At 35.7% G+C, this 22,382-nt stretch carries 20 protein-coding genes; 8 read left to right on the top strand and 12 right to left on the bottom strand.

Going from position 1 to position 22,382, the window contains the following annotated elements; translation table 11 throughout:
- Nucleotides 1-448 precede the first annotated feature (448 nt).
- The 4 genes from MUA40_RS00730 to MUA40_RS00715 all read right to left on the bottom strand — a co-directional run bounded on the left by MUA40_RS00730 (nt 449) and on the right by MUA40_RS00715 (nt 4,233).
- Complete coding sequence (locus MUA40_RS00730; protein WP_167732629.1) at nt 449-1,711, bottom strand: glycoside hydrolase family 5 protein; 1,263 nt, start codon at nt 1,709-1,711, stop codon at nt 449-451.
- A gap of 24 nt (nt 1,712-1,735) precedes the next feature.
- Nucleotides 1,736-2,707 (bottom strand): chitosanase, encoded by a 972-nt coding sequence (locus MUA40_RS00725; RefSeq protein ID WP_016425875.1) that lies wholly within the window; start codon nt 2,705-2,707, stop codon nt 1,736-1,738.
- A 435-nt stretch (nt 2,708-3,142) separates the two neighbouring features.
- A complete protein-coding gene (locus tag MUA40_RS00720; RefSeq protein WP_194368547.1) occupies nt 3,143-3,625 on the bottom strand; it encodes a CPBP family intramembrane glutamic endopeptidase in 483 nt (160 codons plus the stop codon).
- 425 nt (nt 3,626-4,050) lie between these two features.
- On the bottom strand, nt 4,051-4,233 hold the full coding sequence (locus tag MUA40_RS00715) for a helix-turn-helix transcriptional regulator (RefSeq protein ID WP_016425873.1): 183 nt from the start codon (nt 4,231-4,233) through the stop codon (nt 4,051-4,053).
- 269 nt (nt 4,234-4,502) lie between these two features.
- On the opposite strand from MUA40_RS00715, the gene MUA40_RS00710 reads away from it, so the two are divergent.
- Nucleotides 4,503-5,036, top strand: coding sequence for a PadR family transcriptional regulator (locus tag MUA40_RS00710; protein WP_126496445.1), 534 nt, complete (start codon nt 4,503-4,505; stop codon nt 5,034-5,036).
- Between the two features lie 11 nt (nt 5,037-5,047).
- Nucleotides 5,048-6,214: an FAD-dependent oxidoreductase gene (locus tag MUA40_RS00705; protein ID WP_167732632.1), complete on the top strand. Its 1,167-nt coding sequence runs from the start codon at nt 5,048-5,050 to the stop codon at nt 6,212-6,214.
- 214 nt (nt 6,215-6,428) lie between these two features.
- On the opposite strand, the gene MUA40_RS00700 is transcribed toward MUA40_RS00705, so the two are convergent.
- From MUA40_RS00700 to MUA40_RS00685, 4 genes are all read right to left on the bottom strand, one after another.
- On the bottom strand, nt 6,429-7,196 hold the full coding sequence (locus MUA40_RS00700; RefSeq protein ID WP_167732633.1) for a trypsin-like serine peptidase: 768 nt from the start codon (nt 7,194-7,196) through the stop codon (nt 6,429-6,431).
- 259 nt (nt 7,197-7,455) lie between these two features.
- The gene (locus MUA40_RS00695; RefSeq protein ID WP_016425869.1) at nt 7,456-8,223 is read right to left on the bottom strand and encodes a trypsin-like serine peptidase; all 768 of its coding nucleotides are present in this window, start codon (nt 8,221-8,223) and stop codon (nt 7,456-7,458) included.
- A 415-nt stretch (nt 8,224-8,638) separates the two neighbouring features.
- A complete protein-coding gene (locus tag MUA40_RS00690; protein WP_016425868.1) occupies nt 8,639-9,226 on the bottom strand; it encodes a DsbA family protein in 588 nt (195 codons plus the stop codon).
- 249 nt (nt 9,227-9,475) lie between these two features.
- Nucleotides 9,476-11,251 carry an oleate hydratase gene (locus MUA40_RS00685; RefSeq protein ID WP_016425867.1) on the bottom strand — a complete coding sequence of 592 codons (1,776 nt, stop codon included), beginning with the start codon at nt 11,249-11,251 and terminating at the stop codon, nt 9,476-9,478.
- A 194-nt stretch (nt 11,252-11,445) separates the two neighbouring features.
- Between MUA40_RS00685 and MUA40_RS00680 the strand changes: the two genes are divergently transcribed.
- Nucleotides 11,446-12,039, top strand: coding sequence for a TetR/AcrR family transcriptional regulator (locus tag MUA40_RS00680; protein ID WP_262569699.1), 594 nt, complete (start codon nt 11,446-11,448; stop codon nt 12,037-12,039).
- A 104-nt stretch (nt 12,040-12,143) separates the two neighbouring features.
- On the opposite strand, the gene MUA40_RS00675 is transcribed toward MUA40_RS00680, so the two are convergent.
- A complete protein-coding gene (locus MUA40_RS00675; protein WP_262569698.1) occupies nt 12,144-12,623 on the bottom strand; it encodes an arginine repressor in 480 nt (159 codons plus the stop codon).
- A 425-nt stretch (nt 12,624-13,048) separates the two neighbouring features.
- Between MUA40_RS00675 and arcA the strand changes: the two genes are divergently transcribed.
- The 5 genes from arcA (at nt 13,049) to MUA40_RS00650 (ending at nt 18,571) form a co-directional block, all read left to right on the top strand.
- Nucleotides 13,049-14,284, top strand: coding sequence for an arginine deiminase (arcA, locus tag MUA40_RS00670; protein WP_016425864.1), 1,236 nt, complete (start codon nt 13,049-13,051; stop codon nt 14,282-14,284).
- A 34-nt stretch (nt 14,285-14,318) separates the two neighbouring features.
- Nucleotides 14,319-15,326, top strand: a complete 1,008-nt coding sequence (argF, locus tag MUA40_RS00665) for an ornithine carbamoyltransferase (RefSeq protein ID WP_167732634.1) — start codon at nt 14,319-14,321, stop codon at nt 15,324-15,326.
- 119 nt (nt 15,327-15,445) lie between these two features.
- A complete protein-coding gene (gene arcD / locus MUA40_RS00660) occupies nt 15,446-16,876 on the top strand; it encodes an arginine-ornithine antiporter (RefSeq protein WP_016425862.1) in 1,431 nt (476 codons plus the stop codon).
- Between the two features lie 15 nt (nt 16,877-16,891).
- Nucleotides 16,892-17,833, top strand: a complete 942-nt coding sequence (gene arcC, locus MUA40_RS00655) for a carbamate kinase (RefSeq protein ID WP_016425861.1) — start codon at nt 16,892-16,894, stop codon at nt 17,831-17,833.
- Nucleotides 17,834-17,851: 18 nt separating this feature from the next.
- The gene (locus tag MUA40_RS00650; protein ID WP_126496523.1) at nt 17,852-18,571 is read left to right on the top strand and encodes a Crp/Fnr family transcriptional regulator; all 720 of its coding nucleotides are present in this window, start codon (nt 17,852-17,854) and stop codon (nt 18,569-18,571) included.
- Between the two features lie 210 nt (nt 18,572-18,781).
- On the opposite strand, the gene MUA40_RS00645 is transcribed toward MUA40_RS00650, so the two are convergent.
- Genes MUA40_RS00645 through MUA40_RS00635 form a run of 3 tightly spaced genes read right to left on the bottom strand, consistent with a single transcriptional unit; the run spans nt 18,782 to nt 22,363 of the window.
- On the bottom strand, nt 18,782-19,894 hold the full coding sequence (locus MUA40_RS00645; RefSeq protein WP_016425859.1) for a mannitol-1-phosphate 5-dehydrogenase: 1,113 nt from the start codon (nt 19,892-19,894) through the stop codon (nt 18,782-18,784).
- The gene (locus tag MUA40_RS00640; protein ID WP_016425858.1) at nt 19,894-20,328 is read right to left on the bottom strand and encodes a PTS mannitol transporter subunit IIA; all 435 of its coding nucleotides are present in this window, start codon (nt 20,326-20,328) and stop codon (nt 19,894-19,896) included. Before MUA40_RS00640 ends, MUA40_RS00645 begins: the two co-directional genes overlap by 1 nt.
- 13 nt (nt 20,329-20,341) lie before the next feature.
- Entirely contained in the window at nt 20,342-22,363 is a 2,022-nt protein-coding gene (locus tag MUA40_RS00635; protein WP_016425857.1) for a BglG family transcription antiterminator, read from the bottom strand.
- Nucleotides 22,364-22,382: the final 19 nt, after the last annotated feature.

Genomic DNA, 22,382 nt, shown 5'->3' with positions numbered 1-22,382 from the left:
GGACATAAATACCAAAATAAATAGCTCGAAGATGATTTTGATAAAAAACGTCTTCGAGCTTCCTTTTTATTATCATGCTTCGTATTATATAGGCTCGCTTTCCGAGGGGACAGCCTCAGCCTGTAGTCTTCGGCTCGTCCTGTTCCCTCAGGAGTCTCGCTATAAATACTTCGCTTATATATGTAATCATTCACCATTATCCTTTAAAAAAATAAGGCACTTTCGTATAATTTAATTCATCACAACAAAAACTAAACTAACGAGGTACCTAAGGAAATTAGTCGCATCTAGTGCGGCTAAACTGATGGTAAAAGGAAAAAATCCGAGATTTTTCGCTTTTTACGAAAACCTCGGATTTCATCGATTACTGAGACAATTTTGTCCCAGACTCTTGCCCACGCTTCTAGTTGCTATAAAGTCTGATTATCTGATTATTCATTGTGTAGCGCTATGATTGTTGTGCAGCTTCTTTGACTGCATTAAAAACAGTTTCATTTTTTTGTGGTTGTTCTTTTTTACCGAAATCGTTTGAGTTGATATCTGTTTGAATGCCTTTGAAATTTTCTACGCCCCAAGAAGAATCTTGCTGATTAATACCTTCTTTATCATAATTCCAAATCGACCAAGACATATGACTCTCATTCATTTTCTTCAAAATATATTTGAAGTCATTGCCATTTGGCGCAATATGCAGATCATTTGTTGCCGCGTTACCATTAAACTCACCCATATAACTTGGCACATTATAATTTGCTTTATTAATACTATTAATTTTATTGTCGAAGTTTTCTCGAATACCTTTATGTGATTGTGCACCGTCACCATATGGATAGTTATGATATTCATATACAATATTATTATTATTTTTACCAAAATATTGAGGGTCTTTCATATTTTGCGGATCCCATACTGCTTCTAAAAATGCGATATGGTTATCGCCGTTTCCTCTAATTGTTTTTAAAGTATCTTTATAAAATTGTTGCACTTGGCCATCACTGTGACCTGCAGGCCCTTTAGGTTCATTTAAAATATCATATCCAGCGATAGCATTGTTGTTTTTATAATGTTGTGAAATATAGTACCAAATTTCTTTTGTTTTACCTTGTGCATCTGGGTCATTCCAGAAATTTCCCACTGATTTATCACCTTGTGCTTCGCCAGAGTGTTCTTGTGCATTTTGTGAATTTGGCGCACCATGCATATCTAAAATGACGTATAAACCATGTTGTTGCGCTTTAGCTACAAATTGGTCAATTTCATCAAACGCATGGTCTCTCATTTTAACATCTTTCGGATTCATGCCTTTTTGATAATTAGTTAAGTTAATATAGTTAATTGGCAATCGTATTGTATTACAGCCCATATCTTTAACGTTTTGAAAATCTTGGTCGTCCCATCTGTTATGCGCATATCGATCTAAGATTTGGTGTGCCTTTTCAGACGAATTTACTTTACTTTGAATATCATCAAATACCGCTTTGTAGCCGCCATTGATATTTGCAGCACTCGGATAGCCGCCCATCCATTTTTCAGTTGTAAATACATTACCCGCATTGACACCTTTAAGTTGGAAGTTTTGTCCATCTTTTTGAATTTCTTTACCTTGCGTTTGTAAACGCCCCATTTCATCTGCATGTGCAGAATGTGCTGGCAGTGATAATGTTAATAGAGTTGTTGCCGCTAAAATTGAAGTCAACATCGTTTTTTTCATTGATAGTCACCTTTTCCTTTTTTATTAAGCATGATCAAAATCTATATCTTCATTACTATAATGTTGAATGGCATCTTGGTCTAAATGAAATTGTTCCCCATTCATTTTGAAGTCTAAAGGAAGTTTTAAATCAAAGTTTTGGTTTTTTATAAATTGTTGTTGTACTTTCAATCGATCAAAGACATCGTTATCCTTACTACCATTATTTTCATTTTCTTTTTGAGTCGCTTTAAAGCGGCCGTCTAAAAACGCATATAAATAATCTGCTTCTTTAGCACCTGTTTTAGGTGTTTTTCCGCCGCTCTTATCCATCGCACGTTCGCGTAATTCATCGAAACTCCAATCTGCAGGATCTTTTCCTTTGTAGCCACCTTTTTTAAATTCACCTGGACCATGTTTTACAATTGCATCAAAGTATACATATTGACCTAGTTGAGATAAGCCATCTTCTTTAGCAGCTTGAACGGCTTCATCCATATAATCTTTTTTTAATACATAATTTTGTGCTTTCACCAAATTTGCTCTATCATTTTTTGCTGCATCTTTCCATGCTTGCTCGAACCCATCTAATCCTTCATGAGATTCTGATTGTGCTTGAGCTAGCTTTTCAAGTGCTGGCAAATATTTTTTTAAGTTATTATTCGGATTGATTTGATTATAATGTTTAACAAGATGCACCATATCATCAGAACCAGTAGTAAAGCCAATGACACCCGCAGTATAGCCTCTATGATCACCAATATCATCAATGTAGCTATAATTATGTGAATAGTTCGTATCAGTATTTTCTGCTGCTCCGACTAATGCCATGATTCTTTTTCTTAAATCATGATTTGCATCCATATAATGGCTTGCATTGCTGTCACTTTCTTTTTGCGCTATTTGTTGCGCTGAAGCTTGACCGAGTTGTTGATCTGCATGTGCGACATGTGCGATTGATGAAAATGACGATAAGATTACTGCACTTGATAATGCGACTTTTAACGTTTTTTTCATTACAAAATTCCCCTTTAAACTAAGAAAATTTTAAAATCAATGTCTTAAATGCAAAGCGGCACGACACTTACTTCATATAGACCTTTTTTAGGTATGTACAAGCCTTCTTCCTATCTATAAATTATCAGACAACCTTTCGTTCCCTGACATTAAGAAACTTTAAAACTATCATAGAATAACGTCAACAATTGAAAGCGCTGTTTCCAAAAATTAAATATTATCTTAAAATTGACTTAAATATTTTTACTACTTTAAAAAGAAACTATTACAAATCTTATATATAATAGTTTAATTGTAAACTAAAAAAGATATTGTAGTTACAATTAAAATGCTCTATCTTACACAACAAAACCAACCATTTATTTAATGAAAAAGGGAGCGGGACAGAAATCTATTTGATTTCGTTGTCCCGCCCCGGCTCTGTTAAAAGTTAATTTACATATTCACTTTGGCTGTTCTCTGTCGATATAACATCATTAAAATGACCCCAGCATATCCAAGTATTGAAATGACTGAAGCATCTATACCGTATTGACCTCCAGTGATTAATGGGTTTTGGACTTGTATTACATATTGACCTAGCCCACTGTCGCTTTTAGCTGTCACTATCTGAAAGAGGCCACCCGTGAGATTCCATAGCGCGTGCAAGATCACGCTTGCCCAAATTGAATTGAATGTATACACAGTAATGCCAAACATGACACCCACCATCGTACCCCCAACTATTAATAATACAAAATCCAAGCCGACTAACTTGCCATTGAATAAATAAATAAAGCCAAATAAAGCAGATGTTATCCCTATTGCCCATACACGGTTTGTCTTAACTTCAATATATTGTAACAGCACGCCCCTGAACATCATTTCCTCAACAATAGGTGCCACTATTCCTCCAATAAAAACAGCTTCAATCAACATAGCACTGTAATCCGTTATTTTATCAATCTGTGTCCAGTAGAAAAAACCAGGCACAAATATAATCTAAGTGGCGATAACAATAAATGGCAGTAAAAGACCTAATATTATACAAAATCGTAATCCACTGAATCGCTTTACTCTAAAATATAGCCAATCTTTTTTAAACCTTTATGTATCAATCGTTTTATTAAAAGGATAAATATCACACCGTAAGTTACGCCGTGTAATAGATACTCGACGCCTTTTAAATCTAACAAATGCCACTATATAGCTAAATTTTGCGGAAAAACACTATCACAAATAATAATGACAATCAGTAGTACAAACCACCATTTTTGTGCAAGAAAAGTCCAGCCGTTGATTGGTTTTTCAACCGTATTAGACGTCCCGTTGTTTCCCTTGTTTTCCAATTCATTTCCATTCACTCATTCATCAAAACTGACATTGAAAAAAGAGGCAAGCTTATTTAACATTTGGATAATGGGTTCGATTGTCCCTTGTTCCCACTTGGAAACAGTCTGTCTCGTCGTATGCATTTCTGTTGCTAGCATTTCTTGTGTAAGTTCATGTTCAATCCTTAGTTTTTTAATTTGATCTGCAAATCGCATTGTATTCACCACCCTTTTTTATTTTATCAAACAGACCTACGCCTTTATGCTTATGATTTTATGCATGATGTCTCAAATTTTGAGCATAACGCGCTGTTTCACATCCATTTTCGTATACATGTATTGTTAAACGTGGTCAAACCGCTCACGCTCATAGTGTTTCCACTAAAAATAATCCCGCTCAAAAAAATATAAGTGTTCATTCTTGACTAATAACGATATATCGTTTATTATTTCGATATATCGAAAAAGGAAAGGTGGAAATTAAAATGTTTATGCCACATCAACAAGATGGTTTTGACAGAATGTTTAATGCACATCAAAGAAGAGATCGATTTTTTAAGAAAGGGAATTTACAATTTTTGATTTTGAGATTATTAATGGATTCGCCTAAACATGGCTATCAAATTATTAAAGATCTTGAAGCGCAATTTAAAGGTTTTTATTCCCCAAGTCCAGGAAGTGTCTACCCTATACTTCAAATGTTAGAAGACCGTGAATTTGTATCTACTTCAAAAGAAGGTAAGAAAAAAGTCTATACCATTACAGACGAAGGCATCGAATTTTTAAAGGAACAACCTCATTACGACGAATATGCTAAACGTATGGGGCAATTTAAAGAGATGGACACAGAAAAGTTAACAGAACTTCGCTCATCATTACAGTCACTATTTAGATCCTTTATGTTGGCAGGTCAACATGCAATGAAAGATGAGAAACAACTTGCCGATTTTGAACAATTTATTCAAGATACAGCAAAGCAACTTGAGTCATTTAAAGAGAAAAAAGACGACGAAAAATAGGAGGTTTAAAAATGTTAAAACAAGATCTTCAACATATTGCGATTGTCGGTGGTGGTCCAGGTGGATTAATGCTTGGGCGCCTCCTACAACAACAAGGCTACAATTTTACAATTTATGAACGTGGTCATCGAAATTTGCATAGTGATAGAGGAGGTTCTTTAGATATTCATGAAGATAGTGGCCAACTTCCTTTAAAAGAAGCACAGATTTTTGAAGCTTTTCGAACTTATGCACGTTATGATGGCGAAGATACACGCATCGTCAAAAAAGACGGCACAATCTTATATGATGAGGACGCTGAAGGTGAAGGGGGCAGACCTGAAATCGATCGTGGCCAATTATGTGATATTATTTTGGAACAAATTGACCCGTCTCATATTCAATATGGCTATCAACTTAAAAGTATGGCGCAGCAAGATGACGGCAGAACGATTATCCATTTTGAAAATGGTGAGACAGCGGTGACTGATTTAGTTATTGGTGCTGACGGTGCATTTTCTAAAGTACGCCCGTATTTAACTGATGCTGAACCTGAATATACTGGTATTTCTATGGTTGAAATGAACAGTGATGAACAGGAACATCCAGACTTACTTGCATTTAATAAAAACGGTAAAGTGATGGGGCTCGGTGGTGACCGTGCGATTTTAGGCCAACGTAATGGTGATGGTCGCATCATGGCATATATCAGTTTCAAAACGCATTATGACACACTAGATCAATACAGACATCTCCCATTAGAAGACTTAAAAACAAAATTGCTCGCTGATTTTGAGGATTGGGCCGACGAATTAAAAAATTATATTCGTTACAGTTATGATGACATTAAATTCCGTCGTATTTATAAATTACCGGTTGGACTCACTTGGGATACGCAATCTCACGTTACGTTAATCGGTGATGCCGCGCATTTGATGAGTCCATTTGCTGGTGAAGGCGTCAACATGGCACTCTATGATGCTTACCTTTTAGCTGAAGCATTTAAAACACACGACAATGTCATGGATATACTCCAACATTATGAACAACAAATGAATGAGATCACAAAAGGACATGCTCAAGAATCCCAAGAAAATTTAGAACGCTTCTTTTCAGAAAATGGCGCTGAAACTATGGCCGCATTTTTTGAAAACCCTTATGATGCCGCATCCCACACATCTTCTGCTTCCCAAAACTAAATATTAACGTATTTTAACGGTTGGTGAGCCATCACGAATCGTTTTTTCATTTTAGAAATTAAAAAGCGCATTCAGCACCAAAACGCTGTGCTGAATACGCTCTTAAATGAATGTGGGTACTCGGGTTGCCGCTTACCTTGTTTTTTCTTACCCGAGTAATCTTAACTAAGAAACATTCATCAGATCAATTTATGCTTCAAGACTACTGTATCACTTACAGATTTTGTTTAACCCAGTTATAAATTTCATCAGTAAGTGTTGTGCCTCTGTTTGATTCAGTATTTTTACCTTTTACATAACTTGTATGTACGCCAAAGAGTTTATGTGTCGTTTTATCAAAAAGCGGTGCGCCTGATTGTCCATGTGATGCATCTGCAGTATAGTATGCTTTATTGCCTTCTTGTCTATCAACGACGCCTATATCTTTCCACATTGTTGGTCCTGGGAAAACTTTAAACTTGTCTGATGGATAGCCTGCAACTTCAAAGTCTTTTCCAGTAAAGTCATTCGCAGTCTCTAATTCGAAAGGTTTCACAACTTTACCGATAGAAGCACCTGCACTGGGTTGGACATCAATAATTGCAATATCGTAGTCACTTTGTTGTTTTTCTATATATTGTTGTGGCACTCTCACATGCGTTGAGATAAATTTAGAATACGGTTGGTATTTTGCATTTAAACCAGGTTCTAGCGTTGTACTTTTAGCAAGTCCTCCTTTTTTCGGATCATATACACAGTGTGCTGCAGTAAGGACTTTATTCGGCCCGATGACAGAACCTGTACAAGCGGCACCGTCATTATCCCATGCCATTGTTAAGAATGTAATCGCTTGATATGGTTTGACTGTTGTATTCTCTACTCTGACACGTGTGTCCTTGTCAATCACATTATAATTCGTAAAATCTGCTGCGTATGATGCTTGTGTAAGTGTCATAAATAATAAAGATGCGACTGATAAAGTTTGAGCTATCGTTTTTTTCATTTGACATTCCTCTTTCTTTTAAATTGAATTATATTACAAAGTACAATTTGCATCGGCCAATGCGTTGGGGCAAACCATGATTTGATATGTTTGCCCCGCTTCGGTTATTTGTTGATTATGGTCAACAATATGAGGCCACTTTTGATTATAGAGACTGCCCTATATAGATTTTGCCTAGGAAAAGCCTTTAAATAAAAGGGCTTAGCTAACTGAGTTATTCTACGTTTGCGTAACCGAATCTAATCGAATCCCGCTTCTACTACAAGTTTTGTTGCACCCATTTTAAAATGTTTTTTGTAAATGTTGTGCCTCTGTTATATAAACCTGCACTTGTTTCTACAGCACCTGTATGTACACCAATGATGTTCTTTGTCTGTTTATTAAAGACAGGTGCCCCAGATTCTCCAGAAATGGTGTCTGCTGTGTAATAAGCTTTATTTCCATCTTGAAAATCAACTAATGATGAAGATGACCATTGCGTTTGAACACGTAATTGCTCAAACTTATCTGACGGATATCCTGTAATTTCTACTTCTTTATTCTTACTATTATCGGAGGCTTCCATTTGAATTGGCTTAACGACATTTCCGATTGAAACACCATTTCTAGGTTTGACATCAATAATAGCAATGTCGTATTGATCTTCTTGATGATCCTTATATTGTTGTGGCACTTTAATATCATTAGATTCAAATTGACCAAACGGTGCAATTTTGCCGTTTAAACCAGGCGTAATTTTTGACTGCTCTGTTAATCCACCATATTGAGGGTTATAAACACAGTGCGCAGCCGTAATCACTTTATTAGGCGCAATGACTGTACCGCTACAGTCTTCATAAACGTTATTAAATTTAGATTCAATAAAAGTAATCGATTGATAAGGATTCAATGTTGTATTATTTACTTTTACACGACTGTCCTCACCTATGATTTTGTAATCAGTGTGACTTGATGCATAAGAAGCTTGCGTGAATGCCATAAAAGACAAAGAAACAACTGTTGCCGTCCTTAAAAGAAATTTATTCATTGTACTCAACTTCCTTCTCAATTATTTTACTGCTATTTAAAGAATATAATATTTTTATCTTTTTATCAACAAAATCTTAAAATTTTTTTCAGTTTTAATTAATAGTATTAATAGCGTATGAATATTATAAATTTCTATATGGATAGTTATATATAAATAGTAAATTAAAATGATAAGTACACTTTATTTCAGAAAATTTAATAAACAAAATTGTAAAATAGACGTATTTTAAACGGGAAGACTCAACTTCATATAACTGGTTGAAAGACACACTTCAATCAAGCTTGTGCGGTCATTATAAAAAGAATAAAGCAGAAGGTTAGGAATCATCCTCGCCTCCTGCTTATTTTAAAAATGAAAATGACGCTAGGACATGTATATATTATCCTAGCGCTCACGAATATTTAAAATGGTATTATGCTTTTAATGCATCATCAATTTTTTGAAATACCTCAACTTTATTTAACGGATCACTCACTTCTTCACCATTAATTTTTAAAGTAGGTACCAATTTGACTTTATCGTTATTTGCTCTAATAATATCTTTTTCTGCACGTTTCCATGCCTCACTATTTTCAGTTTTATATTCCTTTTTAATTTTATCTTTTTGTTCTTTACTAATGGATAAACGATCGATTTGCTCATCGATTTTATCGTGCGTTAACCATTTCCCTTCGTGATTCGGTTGTTGCTCAATTAAATGATGATGAAATGTCATAAATTGTTGTGGCGCTACGATTTTTACAGCTTGTGCCGCTCTTGATCCCTCAATCGCATCGTCACCTAAAAATGCCACATCTATCAGTTGATATTGAATTCGATCTGTTCCATACTTTTTCTCTATTTCTTTCATTATTTTCTGATCGAACACTTTGCAATAAGGACATTTATAATCAAAGTACTCAACGATTTTGACTTGCTTTTCGTGATGCTCTCCTTTCTGACAAGCGGTGAATACGACAAGCACTAAAGCCATCATTAAAAAATAAAAAATTTTCTTCATTACTGACTCTCTCCTTTTACACTATCCTGTGTATTACTTTAATAAATATAACTGTTAATAATTATATTTTCAAATATATTCTTAAATTATTTGATTAACAACATTAACAATTAAGACTTGTGCTTATCATCCATCCCTTTTCTAATCAAATACTTTTAAAAGCATAAAAAGAGCTTACTCATGATGTAATCAATGAATAAGCTCTTGTATTCTTAAATATGATTTACTTTTGAAATCACTGCCACACTTTTATAGTAAGTGATGATCTTTAAGCAATGTTTCAACATAAGTGCCTTTAATTTTTCTTAAGAAACCACTCAAAGCAACTTTTTGAATTTTACTATTTTCTGTGATTTCTTGTAGGCTTTTACGATCATTTAATTCGTATGCTGCATCCATTAACACACGTAAATCAAATTCAGAAGCAATAACTTCTGGTACCCCTCTATCAATATCTAATAATTGGTATACAGCTTCCATTGCAGTTCTAACTGAATATTCTGTTGTAAACACAGTATCTCTTTCAGTTTCTGCAAAGTTACCGATAAAAGCAAGGTTACGTGATTGATGTGGCACAACTAATGGTCTGTCACCTACTGCTCTTGGCATAAAGTAAGATGTAATATAAGGCAGATACGCAGGTATGGTATTGGCTTCTTCAGTTGCCAAGTATTCAATTTCTTCAGTAGGAACACCCATGTGGTAGAGCCATTCTTGACAAATTTCACTACCACTACATTCTGTAATTGGTTTTTTAATATAATCGCCATCAACATCAGAGTATAAAGCATAAATCCAAGTACTTACTTGATCATCAGGTTGGCTTTTAAATTGTTGTTGACGGTTGACCGTAAAGCTCATTTGCCATGATGAGTCATTAACCGTAATAATCCCACCCGTTACTGTTTTATGAGAAAGCGGGTCACGTTTACAGAGTCTTTCAATGGCACCGATGATTTTTTTATTGTTTGTTGTCGCAGTCGCAGAAATGAACCAACTTCTTTTTGGTAAATCTTTATAGAATTTTTCTGGATTACCAAATTCTGGACTTTGTTTTGCCAAGTTATTCCATAATAACCAGCTACCACCAATATCATCTGTAATAGGTGCAGGTGTGTCATTATCACCATAAGTTGAGCTTTCTGTAATACTACCGTTCGTTACAAACACTAAGTCATTAGGCGTTAATGGAATGACATCATCTTTGCCATCTCGTTTAATAAGAATTTCTCGTGCTAATTTTTGAGAAGTCGTAACGTCTACTTTAATATCTTCTACTTTGATATTATATTCAAATTGAACATCATGTGATTTCAAATATTCAACCATTGGTAATACGAGTGATTCGTATTGATTGTATTTTGTAAATTTAAGCGCGCTAAAGTCTGCAAGTCCGCCAATGTGATGAACAAAGCGCATTAAATAGCGACGCATTTCCATAGCAGAATGCCAAGGTTCAAATGCGAACATTGTTTTCCAATAAACCCAGAAATTAGATTTTAAGAAATCTTCAGAAAAAACATCTGTAATTTTGATATCATTTAAATCTTCTTCATTCATTAAGCATAAATCGACAATTTCTTTAATTGCTTTTTGTGTGAGTGTAAAATCGCCGTCTGTATCAACACGGTGTCCTCTATTTTCAATCATGCGGCAGCGTGAATAGTTTGGATCTTCTTTATTCAACCAATAAAATTCATCTAAAACTGAAGCATTTTCAACTTCTAAGGAAGGAACTGAACGGAATAAATCCCACAAACACTCGAAGTGATTTTCCATCTCTCTACCACCGCGTACGACGTAGCCTTTATTAGGAAGTTCGTCACCATCAAGACTGCCGCCAGGCTTAGGTAACTCTTCTAAAATATGAACTTGTGAGCCTTTCATCTGTCCATCTCTAATGAGAAAACAAGCTGCTGCTAGAGCGGCTAAGCCAGATCCAACTAAATATGCAGATTTGTTTTCTACATTTTCAGGTTTTCTTGGGCGTGCAAATGCTTCATAATTACCTTTACTATAATACATAGTAAACACTTCCTTTTTTGGATTAAAAATCAGTATAATAAAAGACAAACAGGAAAATAAATGACTTCCTTCATTTTAAAATTTCCTTCAATATTATTATATCAACAGACCACATCCAATTAGGCGCCAATATTCACTATTTGTAACTTAAATGACAAAATCAAGAAATTGTTCGATATCTGAGGTGTTAAAAGATGAATAAACAGGATTTACGCGTAATTAAAACGCAAAACGCACTTATGAATGCATTTACGGAACTGTTAAAAGTAAAAGAATTTGAACACATTACAATACAAGACTTGTGTGACTACGCACTTATCCGTCGTTCAACATTTTATCGACATTACAAGGATAAGTATCATCTATTGAATCATGCGATTGAAAACGTCTTGAATCGTTTTAGACAAATTCATTTATCCGATATTCGTTTTGAAGACCCGAAGCCTTTCCTTGAGCGTTATATCCATGACTTATTAACCTTTATTAATGATAATAAAGCGATCGTCAACAGTGTAGTGACGCATCATTTGTATGATGAGACGTCACGTATTATTTATGAACAAATTTATCAAGCCATTAACAAGCAGACTCAATACGACATACGAACAGGTGGGCGTTTCGATGTGAGCCCAACGATTTACAATCATTTTCTCACCGGCGGCGTTTTAAGTGTCGTCTTCAATTGGTCTAGAGACGCGCATGCTGAACAGACACTCACGACTGTTAAAAATGATATCGTCAACTTGATATGTGGCATGAGAGCAACGCACATGAAACGTCTGAATTAAAAAATCCAAACAGCCTCTACATCGCTATGTGTGCCCCATTTCATTGAATAATCATGGGGCACGTGACTGCCGTGGCGCGATTCGTTTCTCGTCATATCGACGGATTAATGCGTTAAATTCGCATCTTGGTAAGTTTGATTAAAAAGCTTATAATGGACAAATTTTGAAAGCTCAGCTGACGCCGTAAGAACTAAAATCGTATCATTACCCCCAACTGTTCCAAGCACCTCATTTAACTCCATTTGATCAATATAGTAATTAATGCTCTGCGCAAAACCCGGTGCTGTTTTAATAATTAAGTACGTGTCTTTAATCACGACAGAGGCAATCTCATCTTTATAAAAGTTAATCAATTTCGCTTTGGCATCTTTTTGCGCATTTTCATTATACTTTTGATAACATCGCTCTTGATGCGCGGATGGCATTTTATAAATCTTCAATTCATTTAAATCTCTACTAATTGTCGCTACACTATACCTTATCCCAAAATGTTGTTCTATATAATCCACAATTTCTGCTTTTGAATGAATGTTATGCTCTTTTACAATCATAGATACTAAGTCTAATCTTTTTCTTTTTTTCATGCATTTAAACTCCTTTGCCTCATAATCCCGCTGACAAATAACTGTGTATCTCTACCATAACAAAACATCTCATTAGTAAATGTGAAGTTTCTGACATCTCACATGAACCCTCACTCGCTGTCAAACATTTAAGTGGCTTCATCTTCTTACAAAAAATCAATAAACATCTCTTTTCAAAAGATTGATGATTATACATACACATTTTTGAATAAAGAATAATATTATACATATCTCTTAATTTAATATTAACTTATTATTCATAAATACGCATGTTAAAAGGGTAAAGTATGCATAAGTTATCATTATTGTGTATTGAATAAATCATTTGTATGAGGTTTTAGACATTTATATTGAGAAAACATTCACAACTGGATAACTGAAAGCGTTTTATACTTTGGATGTAATCAAGCAAAGGAGGAATAACAATGGAAAAAGGACCAATCCAAGTGAATAGTGAAATTGGCAGATTAAAAACCGTTTTACTCAAACGACCAGGCAAAGAATTAGAAAATCTTGTACCTGATCATCTCAGCGGCTTATTATTTGACGATATTCCTTATTTGAAAGTCGCGCAAGAAGAGCACGATAAATTTGCGCAAGTTTTAAGAGATGAAGGGGTTGAAGTTGTTTACCTCGAAAAATTAGCCGCCGAAGCCATTGCGGATAAAGCCGTACGCGAACAGTTTATTGATGATATTTTGGCTGAATCTCAAAAAACAGTTCTCGGCCATGAAAAAGAAATTAAAACACTCTTTGAAACATTAAGCGACCAAGACCTTGTAGATAAAATTATGGCGGGTGTGCGTAAAGAAGAAATTCAACTCGAAACCAATCACCTTGTTGAATACATGGATGATAGATACCCATTCTATTTAGACCCTATGCCAAACCTTTATTTCACAAGAGACCCTCAAGCTTCTATTGGACGCGGTATGACAATCAATCGAATGTATTGGAGAGCACGTCGTAGAGAATCTATTTTTATGACCTATATTCTTAAACATCATCCACGTTTCAAAGATGCGGACGTTCCTGTTTGGTTGGATCGAAATTCACCATTCAATATCGAAGGTGGCGACGAATTAATCCTTTCAAAAGAAGTGTTAGCGATCGGTATTTCAGAACGGACTTCGGCACAAGCTATCGAACGTTTGGCACGCCAAATTTTATTCGATGATCAATCGACTTTTACAAAAGTATTGGCAATTGAAATACCAAACAGCCGTAGTTTCATGCATTTAGATACTGTCTTTACAATGATAGACTACGACAAATTTACAATGCATGCGGCGATTTTCAAAGAAGAAAATCATATGAATATCTTTACAATCGAAAAAGATGAAGCGACACATGATATTAAAATCTCTCATTCAAGCCAACTTAAAGCAACATTAGAAGACGCTTTACATGTCGATAACATTGAATTTATTCCTACGGGTAACGGTGACGTAATCGACGGCGCACGCGAACAGTGGAATGACGGTTCAAATACGTTGACAATTCGTCCTGGCGTAGTGGTCACTTATGATCGTAACTACGTTTCAAACCAATTGTTAAGAGATAAAGGGGTCAAAGTCATTGAAATCACAGGTAGTGAACTTGTACGTGGTCGTGGCGGCCCTAGATGTATGAGCCAACCTTTATTTAGAGAAGACATTTAAGCATTCATTATCAAATTAAGAAAGGATTTTTAAAATGACAGATATTCAAAAACCATTAGATTTAAAAGGTAGACATTTACTTAAAGAAGACGATTTTACTAAAAAAGAATTTTCAGACTTAATTGATTTTGCGATGACTTTAAAATCTTATAAACAACAAGGCATCCCACACCGCTATTTAGAAGGTAAAAATATTGCTTTATTATTTGAAAAAACATCAACACGGACACGTGCTGCATTTACTGTTGCTTCAATCGATTTAGGTGCACATCCAGAATTTTTAGGTAAAAACGACATTCAATTAGGTAAAAAAGAATCTGTCGAAGATACAGCAAAAGTATTGGGCCGTATGTTTGACGGTATTGAGTTCCGCGGCTTTTCTCAAGATACAGTGGAAGCATTAGCAGAATTTTCAGGTGTCCCTGTATGGAACGGACTCACTGATGCTTGGCACCCAACACAAATGTTAGCAGACTATATGACAATCAAAGAAAACTTTGGACATTTAGACGGTATAAAACTCACATACGTCGGCGATGGACGCAATAATGTCGCAAATTCACTACTTGTCGCAGGGCCAATGTTAGGTGTCGATGTTACCATCTGCTCTCCTAAATCTTTATTCCCTTCTCAAGATTATATTGATATTGCTGAACGTCGTGCAAAACAAGATGGCGGTTCAGTCACAATTACCGATAATATTGATGAAGGCGTAAAAGGTGCTGACGTTATTTATACTGACGTCTGGGTTTCAATGGGTGAAGAAAGTGAATTTGAATCTCGTATTAAATTACTAAAAGATTATCAAGTGAACAAAGCTTTATTTGACAAAACAGGTAAAGACAGCACAATTTTCTTACACTGTTTACCTGCTTTCCACGACACAAATACAGAATATGGTCAAAAAATTAAAGATGAATATGGTTTGTCTGAAATGGAAGTGACAGATGAAATCTTTAGAAGCAAACATGCGAAAGTGTTTGATCAAGCTGAAAACCGCATGCATACCATTAAAGCTGTAATGGCTGCAACGCTAGGTTAATTCAATAGATATGATATGATAAAAAGCCCAGTGATTCTTATCATAATAAAATACTATTATTATATTTTAAAATAAGTTTTGTACTGGGCTTTTTAATCTATCTAAAGGAGACATGACATATGGGTGGAACAGATGAAAACAAATTAAATAAAACCTCCTTAATTGGTTTAGTCATTGGCTCGATGATTGGTGGCGGTGCATTTAACATCATTTCAGATATGGGTAAAGAAGCTGGCGGATTGGCCATCATTATTGGATGGTTAATTACAGCAGTCGGCATGATTTCGCTTGCCTTTGTCTTTCAGAACTTAACTAATGAGCGCCACGACTTAGATGGTGGGATTTACAGTTATGCCCAGGCAGGATTTGGTGATTTTATTGGCTTTTCAAGTGCTTGGGGCTATTGGTTTGCTGCCTTTTTAGGCAATGTGGCTTATGCGACGTTGCTCATGTCCGCAGTGGGTAACTTTTTCCCAATGTTTAAAGGAGGCAATACCTTACCTTCTATTATTATTGCCTCAATCTTATTGTGGGGCGTGCATTATCTTATTTTAAAAGGTGTCGAAACCGCAGCATTGATTAATAGCATTGTGACCATCGCAAAATTAATTCCGATTTTACTTGTACTTGTTTGTATGATTGTCGCTTTTAACTTTGAGACTTTCAAAGCAGGTATTTTTGGCATGACAAGTGGCCCAGCACATATGTTCAGTTGGGGGGACACGCTTTCTCAAGTTAAAAGTACAATGCTCGTCACTGTATGGGTATTTACTGGGATTGAAGGCGCTGTCGTCTTCTCTGGACGTGCTAAACATAAAAAAGATGTCGGTTCTGCAACCGTTATTGGTTTAGTTTCTGTGTTGATTATTTATTTCTTAATGACCGTATTAGCACAAGGGGTTATTCAACAAAACCATATTTCTGAACTTTCCAACCCTTCTATGGCAGCAGTGTTAGAACACATTGTCGGTCATTGGGGATCTGTTCTAGTGAATATTGGCCTCATCATTTCAGTATTAGGGGCATGGCTAGGTTGGACACTTTTAGCGGGCGAATTACCTTTTATCGTTGCGAAAGATGGCCTATTTCCTAAATGGTTTGCTAAAGAAAATGAAAACAAAGCACCTGTCCATTCATTACTCATTACTAATATATTAGTTCAAATCTTTTTAATCAGTATGCTTTTCACACAAAGCGCTTATCAATTTGCCTTTTCACTTGCATCAAGTGCCATTCTCATTCCTTACATGTTGAGTGCTTTTTATCAAGTGAAATATACGATTCAAACGAAGCAACGTGCAACAACGAAACAATGGGTCATCGGTATCATCGCTTCTATTTATACCGTTTGGCTCGTATACGCAGCGGGATTAGATTACTTTTTATTAACGATGCTGTTATATATCCCTGGCCTTATCGTTTACACAATTGTACAAAGAAATAACCAAAAACCTTTAAAACGAATCGATTATTTGTTCTTTATCATTATTATCATTTTAGCCATTATCGGCATCTTGAGATTATTAAGCGGTGCCGTCAACGTATTTTAATGAGGAGTGATTTTCATGCATAAAAAAATCGTCATTGCTTTAGGTGGTAATGCCATCCAAACGACAGATGGATCTGCAGAAACACAAAAACAAGCTATACGTAAAACAATGCAAACACTAAAGCCGTTATTTAATACAGACTACGATATTGTCATTTCCCATGGCAATGGACCACAAATTGGCAGTCTTTTAATTCAACAAGCGACTGCTGACAGTCCACAAACACCTGCGATGCCACTAGATGTCTGTGGTGCCATGACACAAGGGATGATTGGTTTCTGGATAGAAACAGAAGTCAACCGAGTTTTAGCAGAGGTTAATAGTGATCGGAAAGCGGGTACAGTGATAACACGTGTGGAAATTGACGAAAATGATCCAAGAATGTCAAACCCGACAAAACCTATTGGGCCTTTTTACACAGAAGCTCAAGTTGAACAACAAAAAGCACAATACCCTAATTCCGTCTATAAAGAAGATGCCGGTAGAGGATACCGTAAAGTCGTTCCGTCTCCCCTACCTATATCCATTTTAGAGCATGAATTAATTAGTACTTTAGTTGAAAATAACAATATCATTGTCGCTTGTGGTGGTGGCGGTGTGCCTGTTGTTAAAAGAGGCGACACTTATGAAGGTGTAGAAGCTGTTATTGATAAAGACTTTGCAAGTGAACGTTTAGCGCAACTCATCGATGCCAATACCCTCATGATTTTAACAAGTGTTGAAAATGTTTATATTAACTTCAATGAACCTAATCAAGAAAAACTCACTGACATCGATGTCGAAAGTTTAAAACGCTACGCACAAGAAGGTAAATTTGCAGAAGGCTCTATGTTACCTAAAATTGAAGCGGCTATAGATTTTGTTGAAAACGGAGAAGGACGTCGTGCGGTCATCACGAACCTAGATAAAGCCTATGAAGCCTTCAAAGGAGAAGTCGGCACACAAATTTATAAGTAGCTATGAGGTGGTGAATTTATGGGGCAAAACCCGTATGATCACTCAACAATTGATAACTCACTCATTAAAAACAATGTGAATACCTATCTCGAGCAGTTTGCTGCCTTTATCAATATCCCAACGGTTGCATTACAGCCGTATAAAAATGAGTTTATCGTCAGACAATACAATAAAGGTCAGGTGATTTACTATTCATCTGATGAACTGACACATATCTATTATTTAATCGATGGTTATATATTAAGAGAACACTATAGCGTGAATGGAGACGTCAATCGTGTATTAAATAAAGGCGAACATTTATATCCTATTCACAACCTGTTTCAAGATAAAACGACAAATGAAATGTGTACTGCACTCACCGATAGTATCGTAATGGCTGTGCCGATTGAATTGATTGAATATATATGTCGAAATCACGATAAAGTGTTTATTCAAATGTATAAATACCTTTGCGAAAATGAAAAACAATTAACAGAATATAACATGGCACTCAGTGCAAAAAGCGCTAAAGCACGTGTAAAGAAAGTACTTATTTATTTATGCCATACAATTGGGGAAGACCATGAAGAGTTTTATGAAATTAAGCAATTTTTAACAATTCAAATGGTCAGCGATTTAGCTAGTGTTTCCCGAGAAACGACAGGACACATTGTAAACGAACTAAAAACACAAAACCTCCTTTTAAAAGATCAAAAGAATTGGATGATTAGCAAAGCCATACTTGGAATAGTTTGACGAAAGAGATACCAACTAACTGAATATATTAATGATGTCGACTTTGATAAACGTGCCTCTTGAAGCAGTACGTGGATTGCAATAACCTACGCAACCCGCTTCATAGGGGCTTGTTTATTGCAAAAAAGCCTAGACTTGTACAATCTTCCAAAATGGGATTGCATCTGTCTAGGCCTTCATCGTTAATTGGACTGCTTAACTGAATTCATTCTAATCGACAACTAACTCCCTATATTGTTGCGCGATTTCTTTCGCAATCGCTTCATTCACCTGTGCATATTCTTTTAAAAATGCCTCCGGTCCATGGTTTTTGATATATTGATTTTTTTCTAATGTTTCTTTATCGTTATCATCTTCATAAGCCAATAACAATGCTGCAGCGCGAACAAGCCCTTTATATGCTAATTGGTTGTCGTGCAAATAGGTTAATGGCTTTATAATTCGGTCCTCAGGTCCAATTTTACGAATCGTACCACGGCCTACGCGTGTGACTTCATCAGAAAGATAAGCATTTTTAAAGCGCCGAATAATCTTCTCAACGTAATTTTGTTGTTCTGACGCTTTAAGCGAAAACTTTTCAGTAATATACAAACTTGTTTCAGATAGTACCGTTCTAAGTTCCGCTTCAATCGTCGGATCATTGATGGCATCTAAAATAGTATAAAAATGCGCATGTTGCCCTGCATAAGCAATATAAGCGTGACCCGTATTCACAGTCATTAGTTTTCTTTCAATAAATGGAGATAAGTCATCTACATAATTGATATGATTTAACTTTTCACCATACCATGCTTGATTTTCAATCACCCATTCATAGAAAGGTTCTACCATAACGTCTAAAATATTATCATTCTTTTGTAAAGGGACTATTCGATCGACTGCTGAATTAGCAAAATGAATATGCTCACCTAAAGGCCCCGTATGTGCTAAAATCGCTTCCTTAAGTGTATCAGTAGCCATAATCGCGTTTTCACATGCAACAATGTTAACGTGATTCGTCTTCTCTTTTAAGTACGGCGCGATTGTTTTTGCGATTATTGGCAGAATATTAACCCCTACTGCTGTAGTAATGATATCCGCATCTAGCAACGCTTTTTTCAATTTTTCAGATGGCTCTGAAGAATTGACCGCATCTATATTTTGAACCTTTTCCGTCGTTTTATTTTCATCGGCAATGATGACATGATATTGTTGTTCTTTCTCTAAAGCGTCAATAATTTCTGTATTCACATCTGCAAACGTGACTTTCACATCGTTATCTGCAAGAATTTTACCAATAAAACCACGTCCAATATTTCCTGCACCAAAATGTACTGCTCTCATTATACATCTGCCTCCTCAAAAACCGCTTTAATTTCATCGGCTGATTTGGCATTCACAATACGTTCAACATTAGCTTCTTCACTAAACGTAATCGCAATTTTAGATAATAAATCCAAATGTTCACCATCTTTACCTGCAATCCCAACGACAACTTTAACTTCCTCGCCACCCCAATCGACACCGTCTGGAATTTGAAGTAAAGATAAACCTGAATGTAGGACACTTTCTTTTGCTTCATCTGTACCATGTGGAATGGCTAAAGTATTTCCCATAAATGTAGATACTACATTTTCACGTTCTTTCATTGCTTGAATATAATCTTGCGTCACTGATCCGCTGTTCACTAGCGCTTGTCCTGCCAATTCAATCGCTTCAGATTGACTCGATACCGCGACATTAATAAAAATATTCTCATTACTAAATAGTTCACTCATTTTATGAACACTCCTACATAAAATTTTTTATCTTTTCTGAAATTTTAGATTTTAAAATCGTCCTTAATTTTTCTGGTTCTTTCATAAATGTCTCAATATCCTCGAGATGTTTACCCACTTCTTCAATAAATTGACTGACTAACTGCGCCATCTCCTCGTTATCCGGTATGAACATGCTAATCATATACTTCACTTTGAAATCATCCGCTTGCATGTTTGACATCTTAATCGGTGTATCTAAAATGGTGACTAAAATGACCGGTTTCAAGATGATAGAATCCCTTAAATGCGGAATTGCGACAGGATATGGGGCTAATAACCATCCCGGATGATTAGCTATTTTTTCTTGTAAGTATTGACTAAATTGATTCACATCTGGAATCGCTTGTTCATTCAATAAATGGTTGGCAATGTACATCGACCAGTTATCGACTTGTCGATGCTCTATTTTCATCGAATCAATCAAATGCACGGCATCACGCATCGTATTGATTAAATTTTCGTTATCTTTCATCAATATTTTTGTATGCGTCTCATGATTCGAATGATGCGTTGCATTTAACTTTAGAAAGTGTGAAACATACGTGATATCAGATTCAGGCAATAATGGATTCACAGTAATAAAAGGCTGTTTGATATCCAAGTTGACTGTTGAAATAATACCGTCAAAACTTTCTAAATTGAGATGATTCAAATCACTTACCGACGCTTGAGTGATGCGTTCAATATCTCTGAATGTGTTTTTAAGACGTGCTGCTAGTAATCGACTTGTCCCTACACCACTGCTACACACCACCAATAGATTTAAAGGCGCTTTTTTGTGTCTCTTAATGGAGCCGCCAAAGTGCAAAACAATAAATGCAATTTCGCTATCTGGAAACACCAGTTCAGGCCATACGATCGTTTGCGCCTGCTTAATTTGTTTAAATAATAATGGATACTTGTATTGGATCATTTGGGTGAGCGGATTATACGTCTCAATGTTGGAACTTAAGCGATTAATCGCTGGATGAATATGCAGTTTAAGACCTTCAATCAAATTCGCTCTATCTTCAAAATGCTGACCAGAGATTTGTTCAACAGCATCTACAAATTGGATGATGGTTTTTAAATCACTCTGCTCTGACTTGTCAGCTCTAAAATCTTTCCTTTTAGCCCCTCGTAGATGAATCGTAATAAAGGTGATTTCTGCTTCATTAAATTTCACATCATAAATCTCCTCTAATCGACTCGCTATATCCCGGGCGATTTCTTGTTCTAAAGTCGTCTTCACGCTGTCATAAATCTCATCATTAATTGCGACGTACTCATCATTTTTCATACGATTAATCCCTAAAACGATGTGGATGGTTAATGACAAGTAACTGGATTCAGTCAACGAATACGGAAGTCGACCTAAATCATCCATAAGGATTCGTTCTACTTGAAAAATCTGTTCTAAATTAACTAATGATTGTTGAGATTGATGCAAAGATTGATATACAAAATGATTTTCAATTACAGAGTAAACACTCGTACTATTCAGTTTGTTGACCATTAACTGACTTAGAAATTCACGTTTCTTTGACTCTGGACCCAGTAATTGGATACCTTCACCACGTTTTCGTGATATCGATAATTGATATAAATGGATATCCTGTGATAATTCATCCAGGAGCTTGGATAACGTTTGAATCGATACACCAATTTCTTCTGCTAAACTGAATTGTTTAATCGGTTCTTTCGTCTGAATAAGTGCATATAAGATAATCACTTTTTGCTCTTCTAGAGATAAATCCATCGCTGTGTTCTCAGACACATCTTTAAAAAGACGTTTCATGTCATATTCATGGCCCACGATACGAATCCCTTGTTTAGACACACGTTCTAATACAATAGCAAATGTTTCTAAATAAGATTCAACGTGTTTTAATTCTCTATGAATCGTACGAGAGGATACTCCGAGTTGCTGTGCAATATCATAAATTCGAATGTAGGTTTCACGATATTTAATTAGAATTTCAATGATACGTTTTTCTCGAGAGCTCAAAAACATTGTCGTGTCCCCCTCTTGG

Source organism: Staphylococcus schleiferi (genome assembly GCF_025558325.1).
Taxonomy (GTDB): domain Bacteria; phylum Bacillota; class Bacilli; order Staphylococcales; family Staphylococcaceae; genus Staphylococcus; species Staphylococcus schleiferi.
Note: the sequence above shows the minus strand (reverse complement) of the source record. Positions and strands in the feature narration are given on the sequence as shown.

Coding starts and splice junctions, on each gene's coding strand:
- MUA40_RS00730 (WP_167732629.1), bottom strand. CDS start 1,711: ATGAAAAAAACGATGTTGACTTCAATTTTAGCGGCAACAACTCTATTA.
- MUA40_RS00725 (WP_016425875.1), bottom strand. CDS start 2,707: ATGAAAAAAACGTTAAAAGTCGCATTATCAAGTGCAGTAATCTTATCG.
- MUA40_RS00720 (WP_194368547.1), bottom strand. CDS start 3,625: ATGTTGATTGAAGCTGTTTTTATTGGAGGAATAGTGGCACCTATTGTT.
- MUA40_RS00715 (WP_016425873.1), bottom strand. CDS start 4,233: ATGCGATTTGCAGATCAAATTAAAAAACTAAGGATTGAACATGAACTT.
- MUA40_RS00710 (WP_126496445.1), top strand. CDS start 4,503: ATGTTTATGCCACATCAACAAGATGGTTTTGACAGAATGTTTAATGCA.
- MUA40_RS00705 (WP_167732632.1), top strand. CDS start 5,048: ATGTTAAAACAAGATCTTCAACATATTGCGATTGTCGGTGGTGGTCCA.
- MUA40_RS00700 (WP_167732633.1), bottom strand. CDS start 7,196: ATGAAAAAAACGATAGCTCAAACTTTATCAGTCGCATCTTTATTATTT.
- MUA40_RS00695 (WP_016425869.1), bottom strand. CDS start 8,223: ATGAATAAATTTCTTTTAAGGACGGCAACAGTTGTTTCTTTGTCTTTT.
- MUA40_RS00690 (WP_016425868.1), bottom strand. CDS start 9,226: ATGAAGAAAATTTTTTATTTTTTAATGATGGCTTTAGTGCTTGTCGTA.
- MUA40_RS00685 (WP_016425867.1), bottom strand. CDS start 11,251: ATGTATTATAGTAAAGGTAATTATGAAGCATTTGCACGCCCAAGAAAA.
- MUA40_RS00680 (WP_262569699.1), top strand. CDS start 11,446: ATGAATAAACAGGATTTACGCGTAATTAAAACGCAAAACGCACTTATG.
- MUA40_RS00675 (WP_262569698.1), bottom strand. CDS start 12,623: ATGAAAAAAAGAAAAAGATTAGACTTAGTATCTATGATTGTAAAAGAG.
- arcA (WP_016425864.1), top strand. CDS start 13,049: ATGGAAAAAGGACCAATCCAAGTGAATAGTGAAATTGGCAGATTAAAA.
- argF (WP_167732634.1), top strand. CDS start 14,319: ATGACAGATATTCAAAAACCATTAGATTTAAAAGGTAGACATTTACTT.
- arcD (WP_016425862.1), top strand. CDS start 15,446: ATGGGTGGAACAGATGAAAACAAATTAAATAAAACCTCCTTAATTGGT.
- arcC (WP_016425861.1), top strand. CDS start 16,892: ATGCATAAAAAAATCGTCATTGCTTTAGGTGGTAATGCCATCCAAACG.
- MUA40_RS00650 (WP_126496523.1), top strand. CDS start 17,852: ATGGGGCAAAACCCGTATGATCACTCAACAATTGATAACTCACTCATT.
- MUA40_RS00645 (WP_016425859.1), bottom strand. CDS start 19,894: ATGAGAGCAGTACATTTTGGTGCAGGAAATATTGGACGTGGTTTTATT.
- MUA40_RS00640 (WP_016425858.1), bottom strand. CDS start 20,328: ATGAGTGAACTATTTAGTAATGAGAATATTTTTATTAATGTCGCGGTA.
- MUA40_RS00635 (WP_016425857.1), bottom strand. CDS start 22,363: ATGTTTTTGAGCTCTCGAGAAAAACGTATCATTGAAATTCTAATTAAA.